Origin of the sequence: Methylobacterium sp. 13MFTsu3.1M2, from assembly GCF_900112625.1 — a bacterium.
GTDB lineage: Bacteria > Pseudomonadota > Alphaproteobacteria > Rhizobiales > Beijerinckiaceae > Methylobacterium.
The window spans coordinates 56,199-75,155 of the sequence record NZ_FOMM01000010.1; the positions used below are offsets into that span (position 1 = coordinate 56,199).

Annotated in this window: 18 protein-coding genes; 9 read left to right on the top strand and 9 right to left on the bottom strand. The window is 72.0% G+C overall.

The window, feature by feature from the left end:
• The first annotated feature begins 64 nt into the window (after window positions 1-64).
• From BM314_RS10900 to BM314_RS10910, 3 genes are all read left to right on the top strand, one after another.
• Window positions 65-991: a LysR substrate-binding domain-containing protein gene (locus BM314_RS10900; protein WP_091978140.1), complete on the top strand. Its 927-nt coding sequence runs from the start codon at window positions 65-67 to the stop codon at window positions 989-991.
• A gap of 129 nt (window positions 992-1,120) precedes the next feature.
• Window positions 1,121-2,365 (top strand): MFS transporter, encoded by a 1,245-nt coding sequence (locus BM314_RS10905; protein ID WP_091978141.1) that lies wholly within the window; start codon window positions 1,121-1,123, stop codon window positions 2,363-2,365.
• Window positions 2,362-3,315 (top strand): alpha/beta hydrolase family protein, encoded by a 954-nt coding sequence (locus BM314_RS10910; RefSeq protein ID WP_091978142.1) that lies wholly within the window; start codon window positions 2,362-2,364, stop codon window positions 3,313-3,315. Before BM314_RS10905 ends, BM314_RS10910 begins: the two co-directional genes overlap by 4 nt.
• A 44-nt stretch (window positions 3,316-3,359) precedes the next feature.
• Here BM314_RS10910 and BM314_RS10915 read toward each other — a convergent pair whose 3' ends face one another.
• Window positions 3,360-3,785, bottom strand: a complete 426-nt coding sequence (locus BM314_RS10915; RefSeq protein WP_042674787.1) for a Ros/MucR family transcriptional regulator — start codon at window positions 3,783-3,785, stop codon at window positions 3,360-3,362.
• 473 nt (window positions 3,786-4,258) lie between these two features.
• Between BM314_RS10915 and BM314_RS10920 the strand changes: the two genes are divergently transcribed.
• Entirely contained in the window at window positions 4,259-4,960 is a 702-nt protein-coding gene (locus BM314_RS10920; protein WP_020093119.1) for a GntR family transcriptional regulator, read from the top strand.
• A 10-nt stretch (window positions 4,961-4,970) separates the two neighbouring features.
• On the opposite strand, the gene BM314_RS10925 is transcribed toward BM314_RS10920, so the two are convergent.
• Entirely contained in the window at window positions 4,971-5,387 is a 417-nt protein-coding gene (locus BM314_RS10925) for a nuclear transport factor 2 family protein (RefSeq protein ID WP_043389197.1), read from the bottom strand.
• Window positions 5,388-5,583: 196 nt separating this feature from the next.
• Between BM314_RS10925 and BM314_RS10930 the strand changes: the two genes are divergently transcribed.
• Genes BM314_RS10930 through BM314_RS10945 form a run of 4 tightly spaced genes read left to right on the top strand, consistent with a single transcriptional unit; the run spans window position 5,584 to window position 11,018 of the window.
• A complete protein-coding gene (locus BM314_RS10930; protein WP_091978143.1) occupies window positions 5,584-6,765 on the top strand; it encodes an ABC transporter substrate-binding protein in 1,182 nt (393 codons plus the stop codon).
• An 8-nt stretch (window positions 6,766-6,773) separates the two neighbouring features.
• Window positions 6,774-7,643 carry a branched-chain amino acid ABC transporter permease gene (locus BM314_RS10935; RefSeq protein ID WP_020093116.1) on the top strand — a complete coding sequence of 290 codons (870 nt, stop codon included), beginning with the start codon at window positions 6,774-6,776 and terminating at the stop codon, window positions 7,641-7,643.
• A gap of 4 nt (window positions 7,644-7,647) precedes the next feature.
• Complete coding sequence (locus BM314_RS10940; protein WP_091978144.1) at window positions 7,648-10,116, top strand: branched-chain amino acid ABC transporter ATP-binding protein/permease; 2,469 nt, start codon at window positions 7,648-7,650, stop codon at window positions 10,114-10,116.
• 11 nt (window positions 10,117-10,127) lie between these two features.
• Entirely contained in the window at window positions 10,128-11,018 is an 891-nt protein-coding gene (locus tag BM314_RS10945) for a polysaccharide deacetylase family protein (protein ID WP_091978145.1), read from the top strand.
• A 22-nt stretch (window positions 11,019-11,040) separates the two neighbouring features.
• Here the strand turns inward: BM314_RS10945 and BM314_RS10950 are convergent, their stop codons facing one another.
• The 5 genes from BM314_RS10950 to solA all read right to left on the bottom strand — a co-directional run bounded on the left by BM314_RS10950 (window position 11,041) and on the right by solA (window position 15,537).
• Entirely contained in the window at window positions 11,041-11,820 is a 780-nt protein-coding gene (locus BM314_RS10950) for an amino acid ABC transporter ATP-binding protein (RefSeq protein WP_091978146.1), read from the bottom strand.
• A gap of 4 nt (window positions 11,821-11,824) precedes the next feature.
• A complete protein-coding gene (locus tag BM314_RS10955; RefSeq protein ID WP_020093112.1) occupies window positions 11,825-12,676 on the bottom strand; it encodes an amino acid ABC transporter permease in 852 nt (283 codons plus the stop codon).
• The gene (locus BM314_RS10960) at window positions 12,673-13,422 is read right to left on the bottom strand and encodes an amino acid ABC transporter permease (RefSeq protein WP_012320251.1); all 750 of its coding nucleotides are present in this window, start codon (window positions 13,420-13,422) and stop codon (window positions 12,673-12,675) included. Before BM314_RS10960 ends, BM314_RS10955 begins: the two co-directional genes overlap by 4 nt.
• Before the next feature lie 37 nt (window positions 13,423-13,459).
• The gene (locus BM314_RS10965) at window positions 13,460-14,302 is read right to left on the bottom strand and encodes a transporter substrate-binding domain-containing protein (RefSeq protein ID WP_091978147.1); all 843 of its coding nucleotides are present in this window, start codon (window positions 14,300-14,302) and stop codon (window positions 13,460-13,462) included.
• A gap of 71 nt (window positions 14,303-14,373) precedes the next feature.
• Complete coding sequence (gene solA, locus BM314_RS10970; RefSeq protein ID WP_091978227.1) at window positions 14,374-15,537, bottom strand: N-methyl-L-tryptophan oxidase; 1,164 nt, start codon at window positions 15,535-15,537, stop codon at window positions 14,374-14,376.
• A gap of 203 nt (window positions 15,538-15,740) precedes the next feature.
• Here solA and BM314_RS10975 point away from each other — a divergent pair, with 203 nt between their 5' ends.
• Complete coding sequence (locus BM314_RS10975) at window positions 15,741-16,697, top strand: GlxA family transcriptional regulator (RefSeq protein WP_091978148.1); 957 nt, start codon at window positions 15,741-15,743, stop codon at window positions 16,695-16,697.
• 24 nt (window positions 16,698-16,721) lie between these two features.
• On the opposite strand, the gene eutC is transcribed toward BM314_RS10975, so the two are convergent.
• Window positions 16,722-17,510: an ethanolamine ammonia-lyase subunit EutC gene (eutC, locus tag BM314_RS10980; RefSeq protein ID WP_091978149.1), complete on the bottom strand. Its 789-nt coding sequence runs from the start codon at window positions 17,508-17,510 to the stop codon at window positions 16,722-16,724.
• The gene (locus BM314_RS10985; RefSeq protein ID WP_091978150.1) at window positions 17,507-18,910 is read right to left on the bottom strand and encodes an ethanolamine ammonia-lyase subunit EutB; all 1,404 of its coding nucleotides are present in this window, start codon (window positions 18,908-18,910) and stop codon (window positions 17,507-17,509) included. The genes eutC and BM314_RS10985 overlap by 4 nt, the downstream gene beginning before the upstream one ends.
• Between the last annotated feature and the right edge of the window lie 47 nt (window positions 18,911-18,957).

Consider the following 18,957-nt stretch of genomic DNA (forward strand, 5'->3'; position numbering starts at 1 on the left):
TAGCTTCCCCGTCGGACGACGACGTCGCTGCCCCGGCGACCGGCAGGCTCACCCCGACGATCCCATGCGGCCCCGCACGCCTCCCCTCTCCACGCTCAGGCTCTTCGAAGCGGCCGGCCGCCATCTCAGCTTCGCCCGCGCGGCGTCCGAACTGAACCTGACGCCGAGCGCCGTGAGCCACGGGATCGTCGGCCTCGAGAAGGCGCTGGGCGTCAAGCTGTTCGTCCGGGAGCCGGGCCGGCTGGCGCTGACGCGCGAGGGGGCCGAGTACCTGACCTACGTGTCCGAGGCGCTGTCCCTCATCCTGATCGGCACGCGCCGCCTGCCCACGCCGCGGTCGGGCAGGACCCTGGCCATCAGCTGCGCACCGACCCTGGCGACGCGGTGGCTGCTGCCCCGGCTCCCGACCTTTCGCAGCCGCCACCCGCAGATCGCGATCCGGATCGACACCTCGCATCGGCAGGTCGGCTTCCCGATCGACGGCTTCGACTTCGCCCTCCGTCTCGGCCGGGTTCCGACTCCGCGCCACCGCAGCGTCCGCCTGTTCGAGGATTGGCTGCTCCCCGTCTGCAGCCCGGCCCAGCGCGGGGCCGTCACCGGTCCGGACGGCGCCCTCGACCTTCGGCGCGCGACGACGATCCACGTCACCTCCGCGACCGAGGACTGGCAGGCCTGGAGCGACGCGTCGGGGGCGGCGGAGCTGGCCTCGGCCGACACCCTGCACGTCGACACGTTCGCGATGGCGCTCCAGGCCGCGGCCGCGGGCCTCGGCATCGCCCTCGGCCGGGGGGCGCTCATGGACCGGGAGCTGCGCGAGGGTACGCTCGTCGGGGTCGGCGCCGCCATCCCGGCGGCGACCTCCCACTGGCTCGTGAGCGCCGAGGGCGACGACGACCGGCAGGAGCCCGACCTGTTCCGGACCTGGCTGCTGGCAGAGGCGCGCCGGTTCGCGGCTGAGCAGAAGCGGCGCTTCCCGACCTGCGCCGCCTGAGGGCCCCACGGGACCGGGACGGCGCGCCCCGCCCGTGAGCGCCGTTCACTGCCCGTGGAAATCTTCTCGTTTGTCGCGCCGGCCACCGGCTGCGACCGTCTCCGAAGGCGACAGCCAACGGAGACCGCGATGGCAACGATCGGGCGCGCGCGCGCAGGGCGATGGGGCGGGTTGCCGGTGGTGCCAGTGGCGGTCGCGGCCGGCCTGGTTCTGAGCGGCGCGATGGGCATTCGGCAGACCTTCGGGCTGTTCCTCGGGCCCTTCTCCCTCGAAACCGGCATCCCGGTGGCGACGACCGCCCTCGCCATCGCCCTGCACAACCTCGTCTGGGGCTTCGCGCAGCCCTTCGCGGGCGCAGCGGCGGACCGCTACGGGGCCGCGCCGGTCATCGCCCTCGGCGCACTGGTCTACGCGGGCGGCCTCGTCCTGACGGCGCTCGCGCCGGCGGCGCCGACGCTGCTGCTCGGCCTGGGGCTGCTGGTCGGGATCGGGATCAGCTGTACCAGCTTCGGCGTCGTCCTGACCGCGGTCGGTCGCTCCTCCGCACCGGAGCGTCGCAGCGCGGCTCTGGGCCTCGCGAGCGCCGGCGGCTCGCTCGGCCAGGTGCTGCTCGTCCCGTTCGCGCAGTCCGTGACCGCGGTCGCGGGCGTGAGCGCGGGGCTCCTCGCGCTCGCGGCGATCATCGTCGCGCTCGCGCCGCTCGGTGTCGCGCTCGACCGCGCGCCCCGCGCCGGCGTGCCCGACGGCTCTTCGGCGGCCGGCAGCCTGTCCGAGGCGCTCCTGCGGGCGTGGCGACACCCGGGCTACCGGCTGCTGACGCTCGGCTTCTTCACCTGCGGCTTCCAGCTCGCCTTCATTGCCACGCACCTTCCGGGGTACCTCGCCCTCTGCCACATGCCGGCGGGCCTGGGCGCGACCGCGCTGGCGCTGATCGGCCTGTTTAACATGGCCGGGAGCTGGGGGTGCGGCTGGCTCGGCGGCCGGTACCGGCCGCAGCACGTCCTGGTCTGGCTCTACCTCATCCGCGCCGCCGCGATCGGCACCTTCCTCGTCGCGCCGAAATCCGAGGCTGTCGTCCTCGCATTCGCGGCCGTGATGGGCCTGACCTGGCTGGGCACGGTCCCGCTGACGAGCGGCCTGGTGGCGCGGGTCTTCGGGATCCGTCACCTCGGGACGCTGTTCGGGATCGTCTTCCTCAGCCACCAGATCGGCTCGTTCCTCGGGGCGTGGCTGGGGGGCGTGGTTCTGGAGGTCTCCGGATCCTACGATGGGGTCTGGCTCGCCACGGCCCTCGCGGGCCTGATCGCCGCGCTCCTCCACCTCCCGATCGACGATCGTCCGGTCCCGGCGGCCACCGCCGAGGGGGTCCGATGACGCCCGTCCGCCACGCGCCCGCCGCGACCGCCGGTGTCGACGCGCGACCCGTGGCGATCGCCTGCCGCGACGGCTACCGGCTCCGCGGTCATCTCTGGCGGCCCGAGGCGAACCGGCCACCGGGCCGGGGCACGATCGTCGTCAATCCCGCGACCGGCGTCCGCGCGCGCTACTACCACGCCTACGCGCGGTTCCTGGCCGAGCAGGGCTTCGTCGTGCTCACCTACGATTACCGCGGCATCGGCGAATCGCGGCCCGCGCGCCTGAGGGGATCCGGCATCCGCTGGCGGGACTGGGGCGAGCTCGACTTCGACGCCGCCGTCCGATGGATTCGGCAGCGCGAGGCGGGGCCGCTCACGGTCGTCGGTCACAGCATCGGCGGCTTCCTCCCCGGCTTCGCCGAGGCCGCGGGCGCGGTGGACCGCATCCTCACCGTCGGCGCGCAATTCGCCTATCGCCGCGATTATCGCGCCCGCGAGAGGCTCAGCATGATCGCGAAGTGGCACCTGCTGATGCCGTGCGTGACCGCCGCCGTCGGCTACTTTCCCGGCCGTCGGCTCGGATGGCTCGAGGATCTGCCGGACGGCGTGGCCTACGAGTGGGCATTCCGCGGGCGGCGCATGGAGGCGAGCTACCCGGCCGCCGAGCGCCCGGCCCTCCTCGCCCGCTTCGCCGCCGTCCGCGCCCCGATCCTGGCGGTCGGTACGCCGGACGACCCGTTCGGCACGCCGGCGGCGATCCGCCGGGGCCTCGGCTACTACGTGTCGAGCCCGCGCATCCAGGTACAGCTGACCCCGTCCGCGATCGGCGCGGAGGCGCCCGGCCATTTCGGCCTGTTCCACGCGCGCAGGAGCGGCGGATTCTGGGCCGACACGCTGCGCTGGCTGAGCGACGGGCAGAATCCCTGGCCGGACTCCGTGATCGATCCGAGTCACCCGATCCCCGCCTGACCGCGCGTATCCCGGCGGCCCAATTCCGACGCGATTGAGAGGGCCTAACCCTCCCTGTGTCGCAGCTGCAGCGATCGCGCGATCTCCGAGCGCTTGGCGGCGTAACCCGGAGCCACCATCGGATAGTCGCGCGGCAGCCCGTACTTGGCGCGATACTCTTCCGGTGTCAGCCCGTAAGCCGTCAGGTGGCGCTTGAGCGTCTTGTAGGATCTGCCGTCGATGAAGCTGATCAGGCCCTCGGCCTGGATGGACGCGCGGATCTCCCGCGCGGTGGCGGCCTCGGGCGTCGCGACCGCGCGCGCCGGTCCCGCGCTGATCTGGCTAAGCATTTCGTACGTACTGGCTAAAATCTCACAGAGTTGGACAGGGGATACCGGATTCCGGATCACGTAGGCGCAGACGATCTTGATTGAATTTCTCAAGGACGAGTCAGAAAATTCTCCCGCACCGACACCAACCTCAGGTAGCATACCTGCCATTCTCCCTCTAAACGCACCTCATGAGAGTTGTATATCAATTTTCGCATGTCAATCATTCATCTTGATTGAGCTTCAAAAAAGAACATCGTGACCACTATTCTACTTTTAGAAACAGTGGCTACAAAATTTCTCAACCAGAAAGTGGCTCCATCCTCCCCGCTGATCTGGGTACCGAACAGGTTGCTGGACTGGATCTGCGACACGTCCGTGGCGGCGACTTTGTCGGAAGCGGTCGCGCCGGTCCCGCACGGGACGCCCACGGACGCGGATGGAAGCGCGATCGACGGAGTTCGCGCACGGCGGACGGTCGCCAACCACGCTGGCGCGACCGTTGCACCTCGGGTCCCAGGTCTGCGAAGAGCCCAGCCGGCACGGGACCGGATGCGGGGCGCCGGATCGCGTCGAGAGAGGATCATGACGGATCAATCCGCACGGACACGGGCGACAGAGTCCGGACGCCGTCCATGAAGGCGGGAGACGAGGGCGATCGCGTCGGAGCGATCTGCCAGGCCCTGAGGCGGGCCATCGTGGAACGGGCGCTCGCCCCCGGCGACCGATTGCCGGAGGACGCCCTCGGCGAGCGGTTCGGGGTGAGCCGCACCATCGCCCGGCAGGCCCTGCTGCGGCTGGCCGGGGAAGGCTTGGTCGATCTGCGCCGCAACCGCATCGCCGTCGTAGCGACGCCGAGCTGGGAGGAGGCGCGCGACACCTTCGACGTGCGCCTCGGCCTGGAGCGGCTCGTGGTCCGCCGCCTCGCCGGGCGGCTCAGCGCGGAGCAGCGTCAGGTCCTGCTGGACCAGATCGCGCGCGAGGAGGCCGCACGGGGCGGCCCCGAGGCGCTGTCGATCCGGCTCGCGACGGAGTTTCACCTGATGCTCGCCGAGATGACCGGCAGCGCCGTGCTGATCCGGTACGTCGCGGAACTCGGCTATCGCTGCGCCCTGATCCTGTCCCTCTACAGCCGGCCGCATTCCTCGGACTGCGCCGTGAGCGAACACCGCGACATCGTCGCCGCCCTGGTCTCGGGCGATGCCGAGCGCGCCGCCGCGCTCATGGACCACCACCTCGACGCCGTCGCCGACCGGGCGCGGATCGTGCCCCCGGCCCCACGCGAGCGCGATCTGGCACGCCTGCTGGCGCCCTACGTCGCGGGCGGCGGGGCCTGAGCCCGCCGCGTCAGGCCGTCAGGCCGTGCTTCGTCAGCAGGCGCTCGGCGCTGTCGTTCCAGACCTCCATGCCGACGATCAGCCCGTCGCGCACGGTGAAGCGGTCGACGTAGCGGTTGCCCTCGAAGGGCGTGCCGTCCGGCCACGCGCCGTACAGGGTCCCGAGGCTGTAGACCGTGGTGACGCCGTCGCCCGGCACCACGTCCAGCCGCTCCATCCGCTTCTTCACCCAGGCGTAGCGGCCGGCATTGAAGGCCGTGACCTCGGACGGATGATTGAAGACCCGCGCCCCGGTGAACACGATCCGGGTGCCCGGCGCCATGTAGCGCGCGGCCGTCTCGGGATCGGGCACCATCGAGGCCTCGAGATAGGCGGTCACGTTGGCGGCGTCGCGCGCGGTCGCCGCGCTGTGGGTCACGTCAGTCATGCAGGCCTCCTGTCGGCCCAACGTGCCGCAAAAGGCCGGCCCGTGCATGCAGGAAGTGTATGCACTTTGACGCCAGATTGAGCACAGATTGCCTCCGACGATACAGGCACCGGTCTGTGCAGCGGCCGAAGCGGCCAATTCCTGGTGGCATGGAGGTTGCGCAAAGCAGGCTGCGCCCCGCTCCCGGAGACACGCCATGGCCTCCTTCCTGCCCCCGACCCTGCGCCGCTTCGCGGTGACGACGAGCGCCCTGCTCGGCCTCGCCGTCTCGACCGCGCAGGCGGCCGACACCGTCAAGATCGGCCTCGTGACCGCCCTGAGCGGCCAGTCCGCGAAATCCGGCGAGGCGATCTCCCGCGGGATCGGTCTCGCCATCGACGAGATCAACGCCAAGGGCGGCGTCCTCGGGCGTCCCCTCGAGCTCGTGGCCCGCGACGACGAGGCCAACCCGTCCAAGGGCGTGTTGGCGACCCGCGAGCTGATCCAGCGGGTCGGCGTCGTCGCGGTGGTCGGCGGCCTCGACACGCCGGTCTCGATGGCGATCGTGCCGATCGCCAACCAGATGAAGGTGCCGTTCATCGGCCCCTGGGCGGCCGGCACCGGCATCACCCGCAACGGCGCCGCCGACAACTACGCCTTCCGCGTCTCCGCGGTCGACGCCCTCGTCGACGAGGCGCTGGTCGCCTACGCGGTGAAGACCTACGGGGCGAAGAAGCCCGGCATGATCCTCGTCAACAACGCCTGGGGCGAGTCGAACCAGAAGGGCCTCAAGGACGCCCTGCAGGCGGCCAACCTCCCGGCGGCGGGCATCGAGAAGTACGAGGCCAACGACGTCGACATGGTGCCCCAGTTGTCCCGGCTGAAGGAGGCCGGGGCCGACGCGCTGTTCCTGGTCGGCAATGTCGGCCCCTCGGCCCAGGTGGTGAAGTCGCTGGACCGGATGGGCTGGTCGGTGCCGGTCGTCTCGCACTGGGGCCCGGCGGGCGGCCGCTTCGACGAGCTCGCCGGCCCGAGCGCCGGCAAGGTCCATTTCATCCAGACCTTCACCTTCGCGGGCAACGCGTCGCCGAAGGCGAGCGCGGTGCTCGACGCGCTCAAGGCCAAGTACCCGGCGATCAAGTCGATGGCCGACGTCACCCCCGCCGTCGGCATCGCCAACGCCTACGACGCGACGCACCTGCTGGCGCTCGCCATCCAGACCGCCGGCTCCACCGAGGGCCCGAAGGTCCGCGACGGCTTCTACAAGATCGGCACCTATCCGGGTCTGATCAAAACCTACGCCACGCCCTTCGCGCCCGGCCAGCACGACGCGCTCGGCCCGAACGACTACGTGTTCACCCGCTTCAAGGACGGTGAGATCGTCGCGGTGACCAACTGAGCCCGGCGATGCTGACCTCCATCCTCGTCAGCGGCCTCGGCCTCGGCAGCATGTACGGGCTCGTGGCCCTCGGCTTCCACGTGACCTACGCGGTGTCGGGGACCGTGAACTTCGCGCAGGGCAGCGTCGTCACCCTGGGCGCGGTCCTGGCCTACGCGCTCGGCGTCACCCTCGGCTGGCCGATGCCGGCCGCGATCGTCCTGGCGCTCGCCGGCTGCGCCCTGTTCGGCCTCGTGGTCGAGCGGGCGCTGGTCCGCCCGTTCGTCGCGCGCGGCTCGGACGCGTGGCTGCTCGCGACGGTGGCGGGCGGCATCGTCCTCGACAACACCGTGCTGTTCACCTTCGGCAAGGAGCCGCGCAGCCTGCCCTCGCCGCTGGCCACGAAGCCGGTGGAGATCCTCGGGACCGGCATCTACCCGCTGCAGCTCGTGATCCCGGTGGTCGGGATCGCGCTCGCCTTCGCGATCCGCACGGTGTTCCGGAAGACCGATCTCGGCCGCGTCCTGCTCGCCGTGGCGCAGAACGCCGACGCCGCCCGCCTGATGGGGATCGACGTGCGCCGCACCGTGGCCTGCGCCTTCGCGCTCTCGGCGGTGCTCGCCGGCATCGCGGGCCTGCTGATCGCGCCGCTGTTCTCGGTCTCGGCCGAGCTCGGCACGCTGTTCGGCATCAAGGCCTTCGCCGTGGCGATCCTCGGCGGCATCGGTTCCGCCACCGGGGTGATCCTGGCGGGGCTACTCTACGGCCTCGTCGAGGCCGGCGTCACCGCGACCCTCGGCTCGACCTACACGCAGCTCGTGGTGTTCTCGGTGATCATCCTGGCCCTTACCCTGCGCCCCGACGGCCTGCTCGGCCGCGCCGCGGTCAACAAGGTCTGACGCGATGCCGTACCTGCGCTCAGGCCCGGCAATGCGGCTCGGCATCGCCGGCCTCACCGCCGCCGCGCTCGGCCTCGTCGCGCTGACCGCCGGCTACAGCCACTTCGTGATCGCCCTCGTGGCGCTGACCACGGTCGCGGGGGTCGGCCTCAACGTGCTCCTCGGCCTGACCGGGCTGATCTCCTTCGGCCAGGCCGGCTTCTACGCGATCGGCGCCTACGCGAGCGCGATCCTGACGCTCCACGGCGTCAGCTTCTGGCTGGCGCTCCCGGCGGCGGCCCTGGTCGCGGCGCTCGTCGGCGGCCTCGTGGCGGTGCCGGCGATGCGTGTGAAGGGCCCCTACCTCGCCATGCTGACGATCGCCTTCGGCTTCATCGTCGAGCACGGCCTGATCGAGGGCGGCGAGCTGACCGGCGGCCAGAACGGCCTCGTCGTCACCGACGCGCCGAGCCTCCTCGGCGAGCCGCTCTCGCCGGCCGGCCTCGCGGTGCTGGCGGTGCTCGCCGCCGGGGCGAGCCTCGCCGGGTTCGACGTCCTCGCCCGCAGCCGCCTCGGCCGGGCGATGCGCGCCGTGCGCGACGCCGACGTCGCCGCCGCGGCGCTGGGCTTCGACCCGGTCCGGGTGAAAACACTGGCCTTCGCGATCTCCGCCGCCCTGACCGGCCTCGCGGGCGCGATCCTGCCGCCGCTGATGCTGTTCATCGCGCCGAGCTCGTTCCCGTTCTCGCAGTCGATCCTATTCGTCCTCTCGGTGATCGTCGGCGGCGCCGGAACGGTGCTCGGCCCGCTCCTCGGGGCCCTCGTCACCGTGCTGCTGCCGGAGGCGCTGTCCGGCCTCGCCGAGTACCGCCTGCTGTTCTTCGGCGTCGCGACCCTGGCGGTGCTGTGGCTAGTCCCCTCGGGGCTGGTCGGCAGCCTCGCCCGGTTGCTGCCGCGAGGCCGCGACGAGGCGGCCGCCGTCGAGGGCGGGGAGGTGCCGCTGCCCGGCACGGCGGCGCGCGAGGCCCTCGTCCTCGAGGGCCTCGGCATCCGCTTCGGCGGCATCACGGCGGCGGACGGCGTCGACCTCACGGCGCGGCCGGCGGCGGTCACCAGCGTGATCGGCCCGAACGGGGCCGGCAAGACCACCGTGCTCAACATGGTCTCGGGCTTCTACCGCCCGAGCGCCGGGGCGATCCGGCTGGGCGGGCGCGACCTCGCCGGGCGGCCGGCCCACGTCGTCGCCCGCGCCGGCATCGCGCGCACCTACCAGACCACGCGCCTGTTCGGCTCGCTGCCGGTGGCCGACAACGTCGCCCTCGGCCTCGCGCCGGGCCGGCTGTGGCGCCGCGCGCGGGCGCGGGACCGCGCGACGGCCGCCGCGCTCCTCGCCTTCGTCGGCTACCGGGGCGCCCTCGACCGCCCGGCCGCCGAGCTGCCCCACGTCGACCGGCGGCTCGTGGAGATCGCCCGGGCGCTCGCCGGCAGCCCCGCGGTGCTACTCCTCGACGAGCCCGCCGCCGGCCTGTCGCGGGCCGACACCGACCGGCTGGCCCGGCTGATCCGCCGGATCGCCGACAGCGGCGTCGCGGTGGTGCTGGTCGAGCACGACATGCCGCTGGTGATGGGCATCTCCGACCACATCCTCGTCATGGATGCCGGCCGCCCGATCGCGCGCGGCACGCCCGCTGAGATCCGACGCGACCCGGCGGTGCTGCGCGCGTATCTCGGCGGCGCCGACACCCCGGCCCGGCCGCGGAGCGCGCCGTGGCAGGGGCCGGCGGACGCCGTCCTCTCGGTCCTCGACCTGACCGCCGGCTACGGCGCCGCGCCGGTCCTCGACGGCGTCCATCTCGACGTGCGGCCCGGCGAGACCGTCGCGCTTCTGGGCGCGAACGGGGCCGGCAAGTCCACGGCGATGCGGGCGCTGGCGGGGCTGCTGCGCCCGGTCGCGGGATCGGTCGTGTTCGACGACCGGCGCGTCGACGCGCTGCCCGCCCACCGGATCGCCCGCGGCGGCCTCGTCCTGGTGCCGGAGGGGCGGCAGGTCTTCCCGGAGCTCACCGTCGTCGAGAACATCCGCCTCGGCGCCTTCGGGCGCGGGTCGCCGATCGACCCCGCCGAGGTCGAGCGCCTGCTCGACCGGTTCCCGCGGCTGCGCGACCGGGCGGCGAGCCGGGCGGGCCTGCTCTCCGGCGGCGAGCAGCAGATGCTGGCGATCGCCCGCGGGTTGATGGCGCACCCGCGCATCCTGCTCCTCGACGAGCCGTCGCTCGGCCTCGCCCCGGCGATGATCAACGCCCTCTACGCGACCGTGGCCGAGCTGCGCGACGAGGGCGTCACCATCCTGATCGTGGACCAGATGGCGGCGCTGGCCCTCACGGTCGCCGACCGCGGCTACGTGCTGGAGCAGGGCCGGGTCGTCGCGCGCGGAACCGCCGCGGAGCTGTCGGCGGACAAGGGGCTGGAAGCGGCCTATCTCGGTGCGGCGTAACGGGGGCTCTGATGGACACGAATGCCGGACACGGTCGCTACGGCTACAGCGCCCTCCCCGACCGCCCGGTCTACGACTGGCCGGAGGGCAAGCGGCTGGCCGTCTATGTCGGGCTGAACCTCGAGACCTTCGCGTTCGGCGAGGGCCTGGGCGCCGAGCTGGCGCCCGGCGGCCCGCAGCCGGACGTGCTCAACTACGCGTGGCGCGACTGGGGCAACCGGGTCGGCGCGTGGCGGATCGCCGAGATGCTGGACGCTCTGGCGATGCCGGCGAGCGTGCTCGTCAACAGCAACCTCTACCGGGACTGCCCCGGGCTGATCGAGGCGTTCCGGGCGCGGGGCGACGAGATCGTCGGCCACGGACGCACCAACGCCGAGCGGCAAGGCACCCTCGACGAGGATGCCGAGCGGGCGCTGATCGCCGAGACGACCGCGGTGATCGCCGCGGAGGAGGGCCGCCCCCCCGCCGGGTGGCTCGGGCCGTGGATCTCACAGTCGCGGGTGACGCCGGATCTCCTCGCCGAGGCCGGGTACCGCTACCTGCTCGACTGGGACCACGACGACCAGCCGACCTGGTTCGCGACCCGCGGCGGCGGCCGCATCCTGACGGTGCCCTACCCGCAGGAACTCAACGACATCCCCGCGATCGTCGCCCGCAAGGAGACGGGCCGCCAGTTCGCCGAAGCCATCGTCGACGCCTTCGAAGAAATGCTGGAGCAGTCTCGGGGCACGCCGCTGGTGATGGGCATCGCGCTCCATCCCTACATCGTCGGGCGCCCGCACCGGCTGCGGCCCCTGCGGCAGGCGCTCCGGCACATCGCAGACCGCCGCGACGCCATCTGGCTCACCACCGCCGGGGCGATCGCCGACCACATCGTGGCGCGGGAGGCCGGGCCGCGCTGACGCGGCCCTGACCCCGGCGGGCTCAGAGCACCTGCGACAGGAACCGGCGCGTGCGCTCGTCCTGGGCGGAGGCGAAGAAGGTCGCGGGCGGGCCGTGCTCGACGATGACGCCGCGGTCGGTGAAGTAGATGTGGTCGGCGACGTCGCGGGCGAAGTTCATCTCGTGCGTGACCAGCATGCAGGTCATGCCTTCCTCGGCGAGTTCCCGGATCGTCACCAGCACCTCCTTGACCGTCTCTGGATCGAGGGCGGCGGTGACCTCGTCGAACAGCATCACGTCCGGCCGCATCGCCAGCGAGCGGGCGATGGCCACGCGCTGCTGCTGGCCGCCGGACAACTCGCCCGGATAGGCGTTCTCCTTGCCGGCCAGCCGGACCTTGGCGAGGAGTGCCCGCGCCCGGGCCTCGACCTCGCGCTTCTCCTGCCCGAGGACGTGGATGGGGGCCATCATCACGTTCTGCAGCGCGGTCTTATGCGGGAACAGGTTGTACTGCTGGAACACCATGCCGACTTTGCGGCGCAGCGCCAGCTTGTCGAGCCGCGGATCGGTGACGTCGATCCCCTCGACCTGGATCGAGCCCGCGCTCACCGGCACCAGCGCGTTGACGCAGCGGATCAGCGTCGACTTGCCCGAGCCCGAGGGGCCGATGATGCACACCACCTCGCCCTTGCGGACGTCGAAGCTGATTCCCTTCAGCACCTCGAACGTCCCGAAGGATTTGTGCACGTCGACGACGCGGACGATCGGCTGATCGGGGGTCCAGGTCGGGGACGGGGTAGCGGCCAGGGTCGCGCGCGTCATGGTCTCAGCGGGTCTCGAAGCGGCGTTCCAGGGCGGCGGTGAACCGGTCGATCGGGTAGCAGTAGAGGAAGAAGCAGAGCAGCGCGAAGCCGTAGAGCGGCGCGAACAGCTCGGGGCGGCCGCCCTCGGCGGCGTGCACCTGCGCGGTCAGCGTCAGCATCTCGGTGACGCCGACGATGGAGGCCTGCACGGTGGCCATCGCGATGAGCGAGTAGACGTTCATCCAGGGCGGCAGCATGCGCTTCGCGCACTGGGGCAGGATGATGCGCCACATCGTCTGGCGCCGGGTGAAGGCCAGGGATTCGGCGGCCTCCCACTGGGTGTTGGGCACCGAGCGCACCGCACCGCGGACGATCTCGGCGACGTTGGCCATGACCGGCAGGCTGAAGCCGAAGGTCGCCTTGACCCAGTCGGGCAGCGGCACGCGGACGCCGAACACCGTGACCTGGAACGGGACCAGGAACATCACGAAGAACAGCAGGACCAGCCAGGGCACGTTGCGGAAGACCTGCGTGGCGCACCACGCGAGGCGGGGCAGGACCCGGCCCTCCGCCAGCATGGCCAGACCGAGCCCGATGCCCGCCACCGTGCCGATCGCCATCGCCATCAGCGAGATCGCCACGTTGAAGGCGAAGCCCGTGAGCAGGAGGGGCGCCCACTTGATCACCACCTCCAGCGGCGACAGCGCGGCGGCCCCGCCCTGCGCCCAGGCCGGGACGGCGACGAGGGCGAGCGCGGTGAGCAGCCAGAGATGGGCCGGGCGCAGGCGCGCCGCCGCGCGGTCCCTCGGGAGCGCGAAGGGCAGCAGCACCGGCAGGTCGCCCGGTCGGCCGCCCCGCGGATCGGCAGCTTTCATCGGCCGTATCCCGGGATCCGCAGGGCGCGTTCCCAGCGGTGCATGATCCAGACGAGCACGCCGACGAGGACCGCGTAGGTCGCGAGCAGCACCAGCATCATCTCCAGCACGTTCTGCGATTCGGACCAGATCTGCTTGACCGCGTACAGCGTCTCCGGGACCGCGATGGCGTAGGCCAGCGTGGTGGTCTTGAGGAGGTTGATCAGGTTGTTGTTGAGCGCCGGCAGGCAGACGCGCAGGGCCAGCGGCAGGACGACGTACCGGTAGGCCTTGAAGCGGGTGTAGCCCAGGGCCTCGGCGGCCTCGACCGTGGTCCGCGGCACCGCCTCGATGCCGGAGCGGAAGATCTCCACGTTAAACGCGCCCGCGAACAGCGACAGCGAGATGATCGCCCACTGGACATTGTTGAGGATCGGCGCGCGCAGGCCGTCGGCCGAGCGGATGTCCGGGAGCAGCGTCCCGAGGCCGAAATAGAAGAAGAAGATCTGCACGAGCGGCGGCGTGTTGCGGAAGACCACCACGAAGCCGTTGACCAGCGCCCGCAGGACGCGCGACGGCCCGCTCTGCAGGAGCGCGCCGACGGCGCCGATGACGAGGCTCGCCAGGATCGTGCTGATCCCGAGGAGCAGCGTCATCCGCAGGCCGGCCACGTACCGGTCCCAGTCGTAGGGATCGTAGAAGACCGTAAAGTTGAAGCCCGTGGTCTCGTAGAGCTGCTGGAACCACGCCTGGATCGTGGCGATCATCGCGGGCGAACGCTCGGTGTTGTCGCGCAGAACCGCATCAGTTGGTCGCGTTCTTGTACTTCTCGTGCATCGCCTTCGAGTAAGCGGTCGGCTCGATGCCCCACTTCTTCTCCTCGTTGACGATGAAGCCGGTCTTCATCCAGTCCTTGGTGGCGTCCTCGACCGCGGCCTGGAGCGTGGTGTTGCCCTGCGCCACCGCCATCATCCACGGGGCGTCGAGGATGCCCTTGAGCGGCAGCGCGTAGTTGGCCTTCCAGTCGTCGTCGAGCAGCTTACCCTGCAGCATGCTCTGGTCGTAGACGTAGCCGATGCAGTTGCCCTGCTTGAGCGCGAAGAGCGGCTTCTCGGACCCGTCGAAGGCGACGATCTCCGCCCCGTAGGTCCGCGCGACGTCCTTGTTGTACCAGGCGCCCGAGGTGGCGCAGAGCGGCTTGCCCTTGAGCTGCGCCCAGTCGGTGATGCCGGACGACTTGGGCAGCAGGACGTTCACGAAGTCGGAATAGTAGTTCGGGTCGATCGCCTGCACCACGCGGCGGCGCTCCGGCTTGTCCGAGAGGGTGGCGATCAGCAGATCGACCTTGCCCTGCTGCAGGAACTCGATCCGGTTGGCCGAGACGACCGGCACGAGCTCGAGCTTCACGCCGAGCCGCTTGGCGAGGTCGGCGGCGAGGTCGGGCTCCAGGCCGATGATGGTCCCGCTCGGGTCGCGGAAGCCGAACGGCTTGTAATCCGCCTTCACGCCGACGATCAGCGTTCCGCGCTTCTTGATCGCGTCGACGCCGTCGGCGGCCGTGGCCCGGCCGGGCAGCGCGACGGTCGAGAACGCCACGAGCGCGGCCAGCGCACCGGTGGTCAGAAGGGTGCGGACGGTGAGACGCATCAGATCTTTCCTGCTCGGGTCGACGGATCTTGGCATGGTTTCAAGCAATCCACGAGCCATTGGCCGGCGCATCAACTGAAACGTGCCAGAGCGAAGGGCTTGAGATCGACGGTGCTACCGGTCCCGGCCAGCTCCGCGGCGACGGCCTCGCCGATGCCGGCCGAGTGCTTGAAGCCGTGCCCCGAGCAGGCGGAGACGACCAAGACCCGTTCCATCGCGGGATGCCGGTCGATGATGAAGCCGCGGTCGGGGGTCACCGTGTAGACGCAGGCGGCGGCCTGGACGACCTCCGGGGTCGCGCCGGCCAGCCGGTTCGCGACGCGCAGCCGGTACATGTCGTCGGATTCCGACGGATCGACGCGGCGCTCCACCCCGTCGGCGGTGGTGGTGGTGCTGTACTGCTCCGTCGCGACCTTGATGGACCCGTCGAGCGGCGGGAAGCCGTAGAGGTATTCCGTGTCGCTCGTCCCGTACATCCAGATGAAGACCGGAGCGTGCGGCCCGTAGGCGGCCTCGTCCGCGAGCGCGTACCAGTGCAGCAGTTGGCGACGGACGGTCAGGAGCCGGTCGAACGGGCTCCCGAGCAGGGGGGCCGTCCAGGCGCCCGCGGCCACGACGGCGCGGTCGGCCAGGATGGTCTCCTCCGCCGTCTCGATGCGGACGCCGCTCCCGTCCTGCTGCAGCCCGACCACCGTGCAGTTGGTGCGGATCTCGGCGCCCGCGGCACCCGCGCGGCCGAGCTGCGCCGCGAGGCAGCGCTCCGGGAACACGTAGCCGCCGCCCGGCTCGTAATAGGCCTTCTCGTCGCCCGCGAGGTTCAGGAATTGCGGGAAGCGCCGGGCCACCTCCGCCCCTGTCAGCACCTCGTGGACGATGCCGGCGCCCTCCGCGGCGCTGATGGACCGGCCCACGAAGTCCGGTTTGCCGTGGTGCGAGGAGACGCCGTGGCCCGGGGCCATGACGAGCGCCCCGCAGGCGTTCAGCAGGGTCTCGCCCGTCTCGGCCTCCAGCTCGCGCCAGATGCGGTGCGAGGCGGCGACGAAGGGGACGTAGTCGGCGCCCTCACCGACCGCCTGACGGGTGATCCGCGTCTCGCCGTGGCTCGACCCGAGCGCGTGGGGCGGCGCGAAGCGGTCGAGCCCGATGACCGCGGCGCCCCGCTTCGCCAGCTGGTAGAGCGCGGCGCTGCCCATCGCGCCGAGACCCAGCACGGCGACGTCGTAGCGGCGGCTCACGGCCGACACTCCCGCTCGCTTCCGGGACGGGCCGCCGCGGCGGCGCGGAACGGAGGAAGATCGGCAGGTCGAGGCATCCGGAAGCGATCTCGCGCGGGACGGGGTAACGGCACGCAGCATGATCAATGCCGAGGCGGACGTTTGACTGAAACGGACGGTTTCCTGCACGTTTGAGCCATCAAGGAGCGGAGGGGGCGTCCGAGATGGAGGCGGAGACCGGGGATCGCCCGCAGGAGATCGGCTTCATCCTCGTGCCCGGCTTCGCGCTGCTGTCCTTCGCTTCGGGGTGCGAGCCGTTCCGGGCGGCCAACGAACTCGCCGGGCGGCCGCTCTACCGCCTGCGCTACTTCGGCGAGTCGGAGGGCTCAGTGGCGGCCTCGTCGGGCGCCGAGGTCCCCACCGAGGCGCTGCCGCGCCAGCGCGGCCACCTCCACACCCTCTTCGTCTGCGCGGGCGGCGAGCCGACCGGGTGGGACAGGCCCGAGATCCACGCGACCCTGCGGCGGATGGCCCGACTCGGCGTCCGCCTCGGCGGCATCTCGGGCGGTCCCTACCTGATGGCCGCGGCGGGCCTGCTGGCCGATCGCGCATTCACGCTCCACTGGGAATATGCCGGTGCCACGGTCGAGACCTTCCCGGAGGCGCGCCTGAGCCGGGCGCGCTACGTCGCCGACGGCGATCGCCTGACCTGCGGCGGCGGCGTCGCGCCCCTGGAGATGGCCCACGCCCTGATCGCCGAACGCATGGGCGAGGCCTTCGCCCGGCGCGTCTCCGACTGGTTCCTCCACACCGCCATCGGCGCCGCCGACGACCCGCAGCGGGCCTCCGCGGTCGAGCGCTACGGAATCCACCATCCGGCTCTGCTGGCGGTGCTGGAGACGATGGAGAAGACCGTGGAGGCGCCGCTCGGCCGCCTCGCCATGGCGCGCCTCGCGGCGATCAGCCCGCGCCACCTCGACCGGCTGTTCCTCGACAAGCTCGGGCTCAGCTTCTCGGCCCAGTACAGGGCGATTCGCCTCGCCCACGGACGCCGCCTTCTGCGCCAGAGCCCGCTCAGGATCGGGGAGATCGCGACGGCCTGCGGCTTCACGAGCGCGGCCCATTTCGCCCGCTGCTACCGGTCCCAGTTCGGCTGCAGCCCGTCCGCGGAGCGCGCGTGACGTCCGCCCGGGTCGTCCGAGCGGTCAGTCCCGCGCGTCCGGCAGCGCCTTCGGGTCTGCGGGATCGTCTCGGCGCAGCGCGACGCCGCTGGTGCCCTGGGCCAGCATCGCCCGCAGCAGCGCCTCCATCTGCGCGGCGGCCGCCTCGACCGCCAGGCCGCCCTCCCGGATGTTCGAGATGCAGTTCCGCCGGGAATCGGGCAGCCCCGGCGCCGGGCCGAACGTGACGTAGCAGCCCAGGCTGTCGGAGGCCGACAGGCCCGGCCGCTCCCCGATCAGAACCACGACGCAGCGCGCCCCGAGCCGCGCCCCGATCGGATCGCCGATCGCTACACGTCCCTGGCTCGCGACGACCACCGGCGCGAGGCGCCAGCCGGCCCGCCGCACCCGCGCTGCCAGCGCCGCCGCCGCCGGGACCGCGTTCAGCGCGACCGCCGTCGCCGACAGCCCGTCCGCGATCACGATCGCCACGTCGAAGCCCGGCCCGTGCCCGTCGAGCACCGACCCGGATTCCGGATCGAGGGTGCGGCCCCTGTCCGGCCGGCGCAGGTACTCCGCCCGGTCGGCCACGGCGGAGCGGACCTCCACCGCGTCGAGGCCCTGCGCCCGCAGCCCTTCGCGGATCGCGGCCGCGTCGAGGGGCGTCCACACCGCCTCGCGGGCGCGGGCATGGTCGAGCCCGAAGGCGAGCGCCGCGCCGGTCGGCAGGCCAGCGCCGTGCGCGCCGAGCGCGATGCGCGCCTGGGTCAGCCCGCGCAGGTCGCGCAGGTCGCGCAGCGTCGGGTGGCCCGGACGGGCCGGCTCGCCGCTCACGCCGCCCGCCCGGGCAGGAGCCGGGACGCCTCCGCCAGGGCCGGGGGCAGCGCGCCCGTCGCGCTGGCCAGCCGGCCCTGCCCGTCCGTGATGCCCACGGCCCGCAGCCACGCCTCGAATTCCGGGGCCGGACGGCGACCCAGGGTCTCGCGGGCGTAGACCGCGTCGTGGTGCGACAATGACTGGTAGTTCAGCATCACGTCGTCCGCCCCCGGCACCGTGATGACGAAGTTGACCCCGGCCGCGCACAGCAGGGTCAGGAGCGCGTCCATGTCCTCGCCGTCGGCGTCGGCGTGGTTGGTGTAGCAGACGTCCACGCCCATCGGCAGGCCGAGCAGCTTGCCGCAGAAGTGGTCCTCCAGCCCGGCGCGGATGATCTGCTTGCCGTCGTAGAGGTACTCGGGACCGATGAAGCCCACGACCGTGTTGACCAGCAGCGGGTCGAACTCCCGCGCCACCGCGTAGGCGCGCGCTTCCATGGTCTGCTGGTCGACGCCCCAGTGGGCGTCGGCCGAGAGTGCCGAGCCCTGGCCGGTCTCGAAGTACATGAGCTGCCCGCCCTCCGGGCAACGGCCGAGCGCGCGGGCAGCGTCCGAGGCCTCGCGCAGGACGGCGAGGTCGACGCCGAAGCCGGCATTGGCCTTCTGCGAGCCGGCCACCGACTGGAACACGAGGTCGACGGGCGCGCCGCGGGCCATGGCCTCGATCGCAACGGTGACGTGGCCGAGGCAGCAGTGCTGGGTCGGCACGTCGAGGCGCAGCCGCAGGGTCTCGAGCAGCTCGACGATGCGGATGTAGTCCGGCAGAGAATCGGTGGCCGGATTGACGCCGATGACCGCGTCGCCCGAGCCCATCAGCAGTCCGTCGAGCGCCGAGAGCAGGATGCCCTCGGACGAGTCGGTCGGGTGGTTGGGCTGGTTGCGGGTGGCGAGGCGCCCGGGCAGGCCGATCGTGGAGCGGAAGCGCGTCACCACCGGCCGCTTGGCAGCCACCGCGACGAGGTCCTGCAGGCGGCAGATCTTGGAGACCGCCGCGACCATCTCGGGCGTGAGGCCGGGCGCGAGGGCAGAGAGGGCGTCCGCGTCGGCGGCGGGCGCGAGCAGCCACTCGCGGAAGGCGCCGACCGTCAGGGATGAGACCGGCACGAAGGCCGCCGGGTCGTGCCGGCGGGCGATGAGGTCGGAGACCTCGTCCTGGTCCGAGGGGATCAGCTCCTCGGCCAGGAAGGTCTTGAGCGGCAGGTCGGCGAGGGCGATCTGCGCGGCCAGGCGCTCGACCGGCCCGTCGGCGCAGAGCCCGGCGAGCTGGTCGCCCGAGCGCTCCGGCGTAGCCTTGGCGAGCAGGCTGCGCAGGTCGGGGAAGGTGAAGCGTGTGCCTTCGATCGTCGTCGCGTAGGCCATGCGGGCGCTCCCGGCGCGCTGTCGGACCTCAGGGACCCCGATCCTGC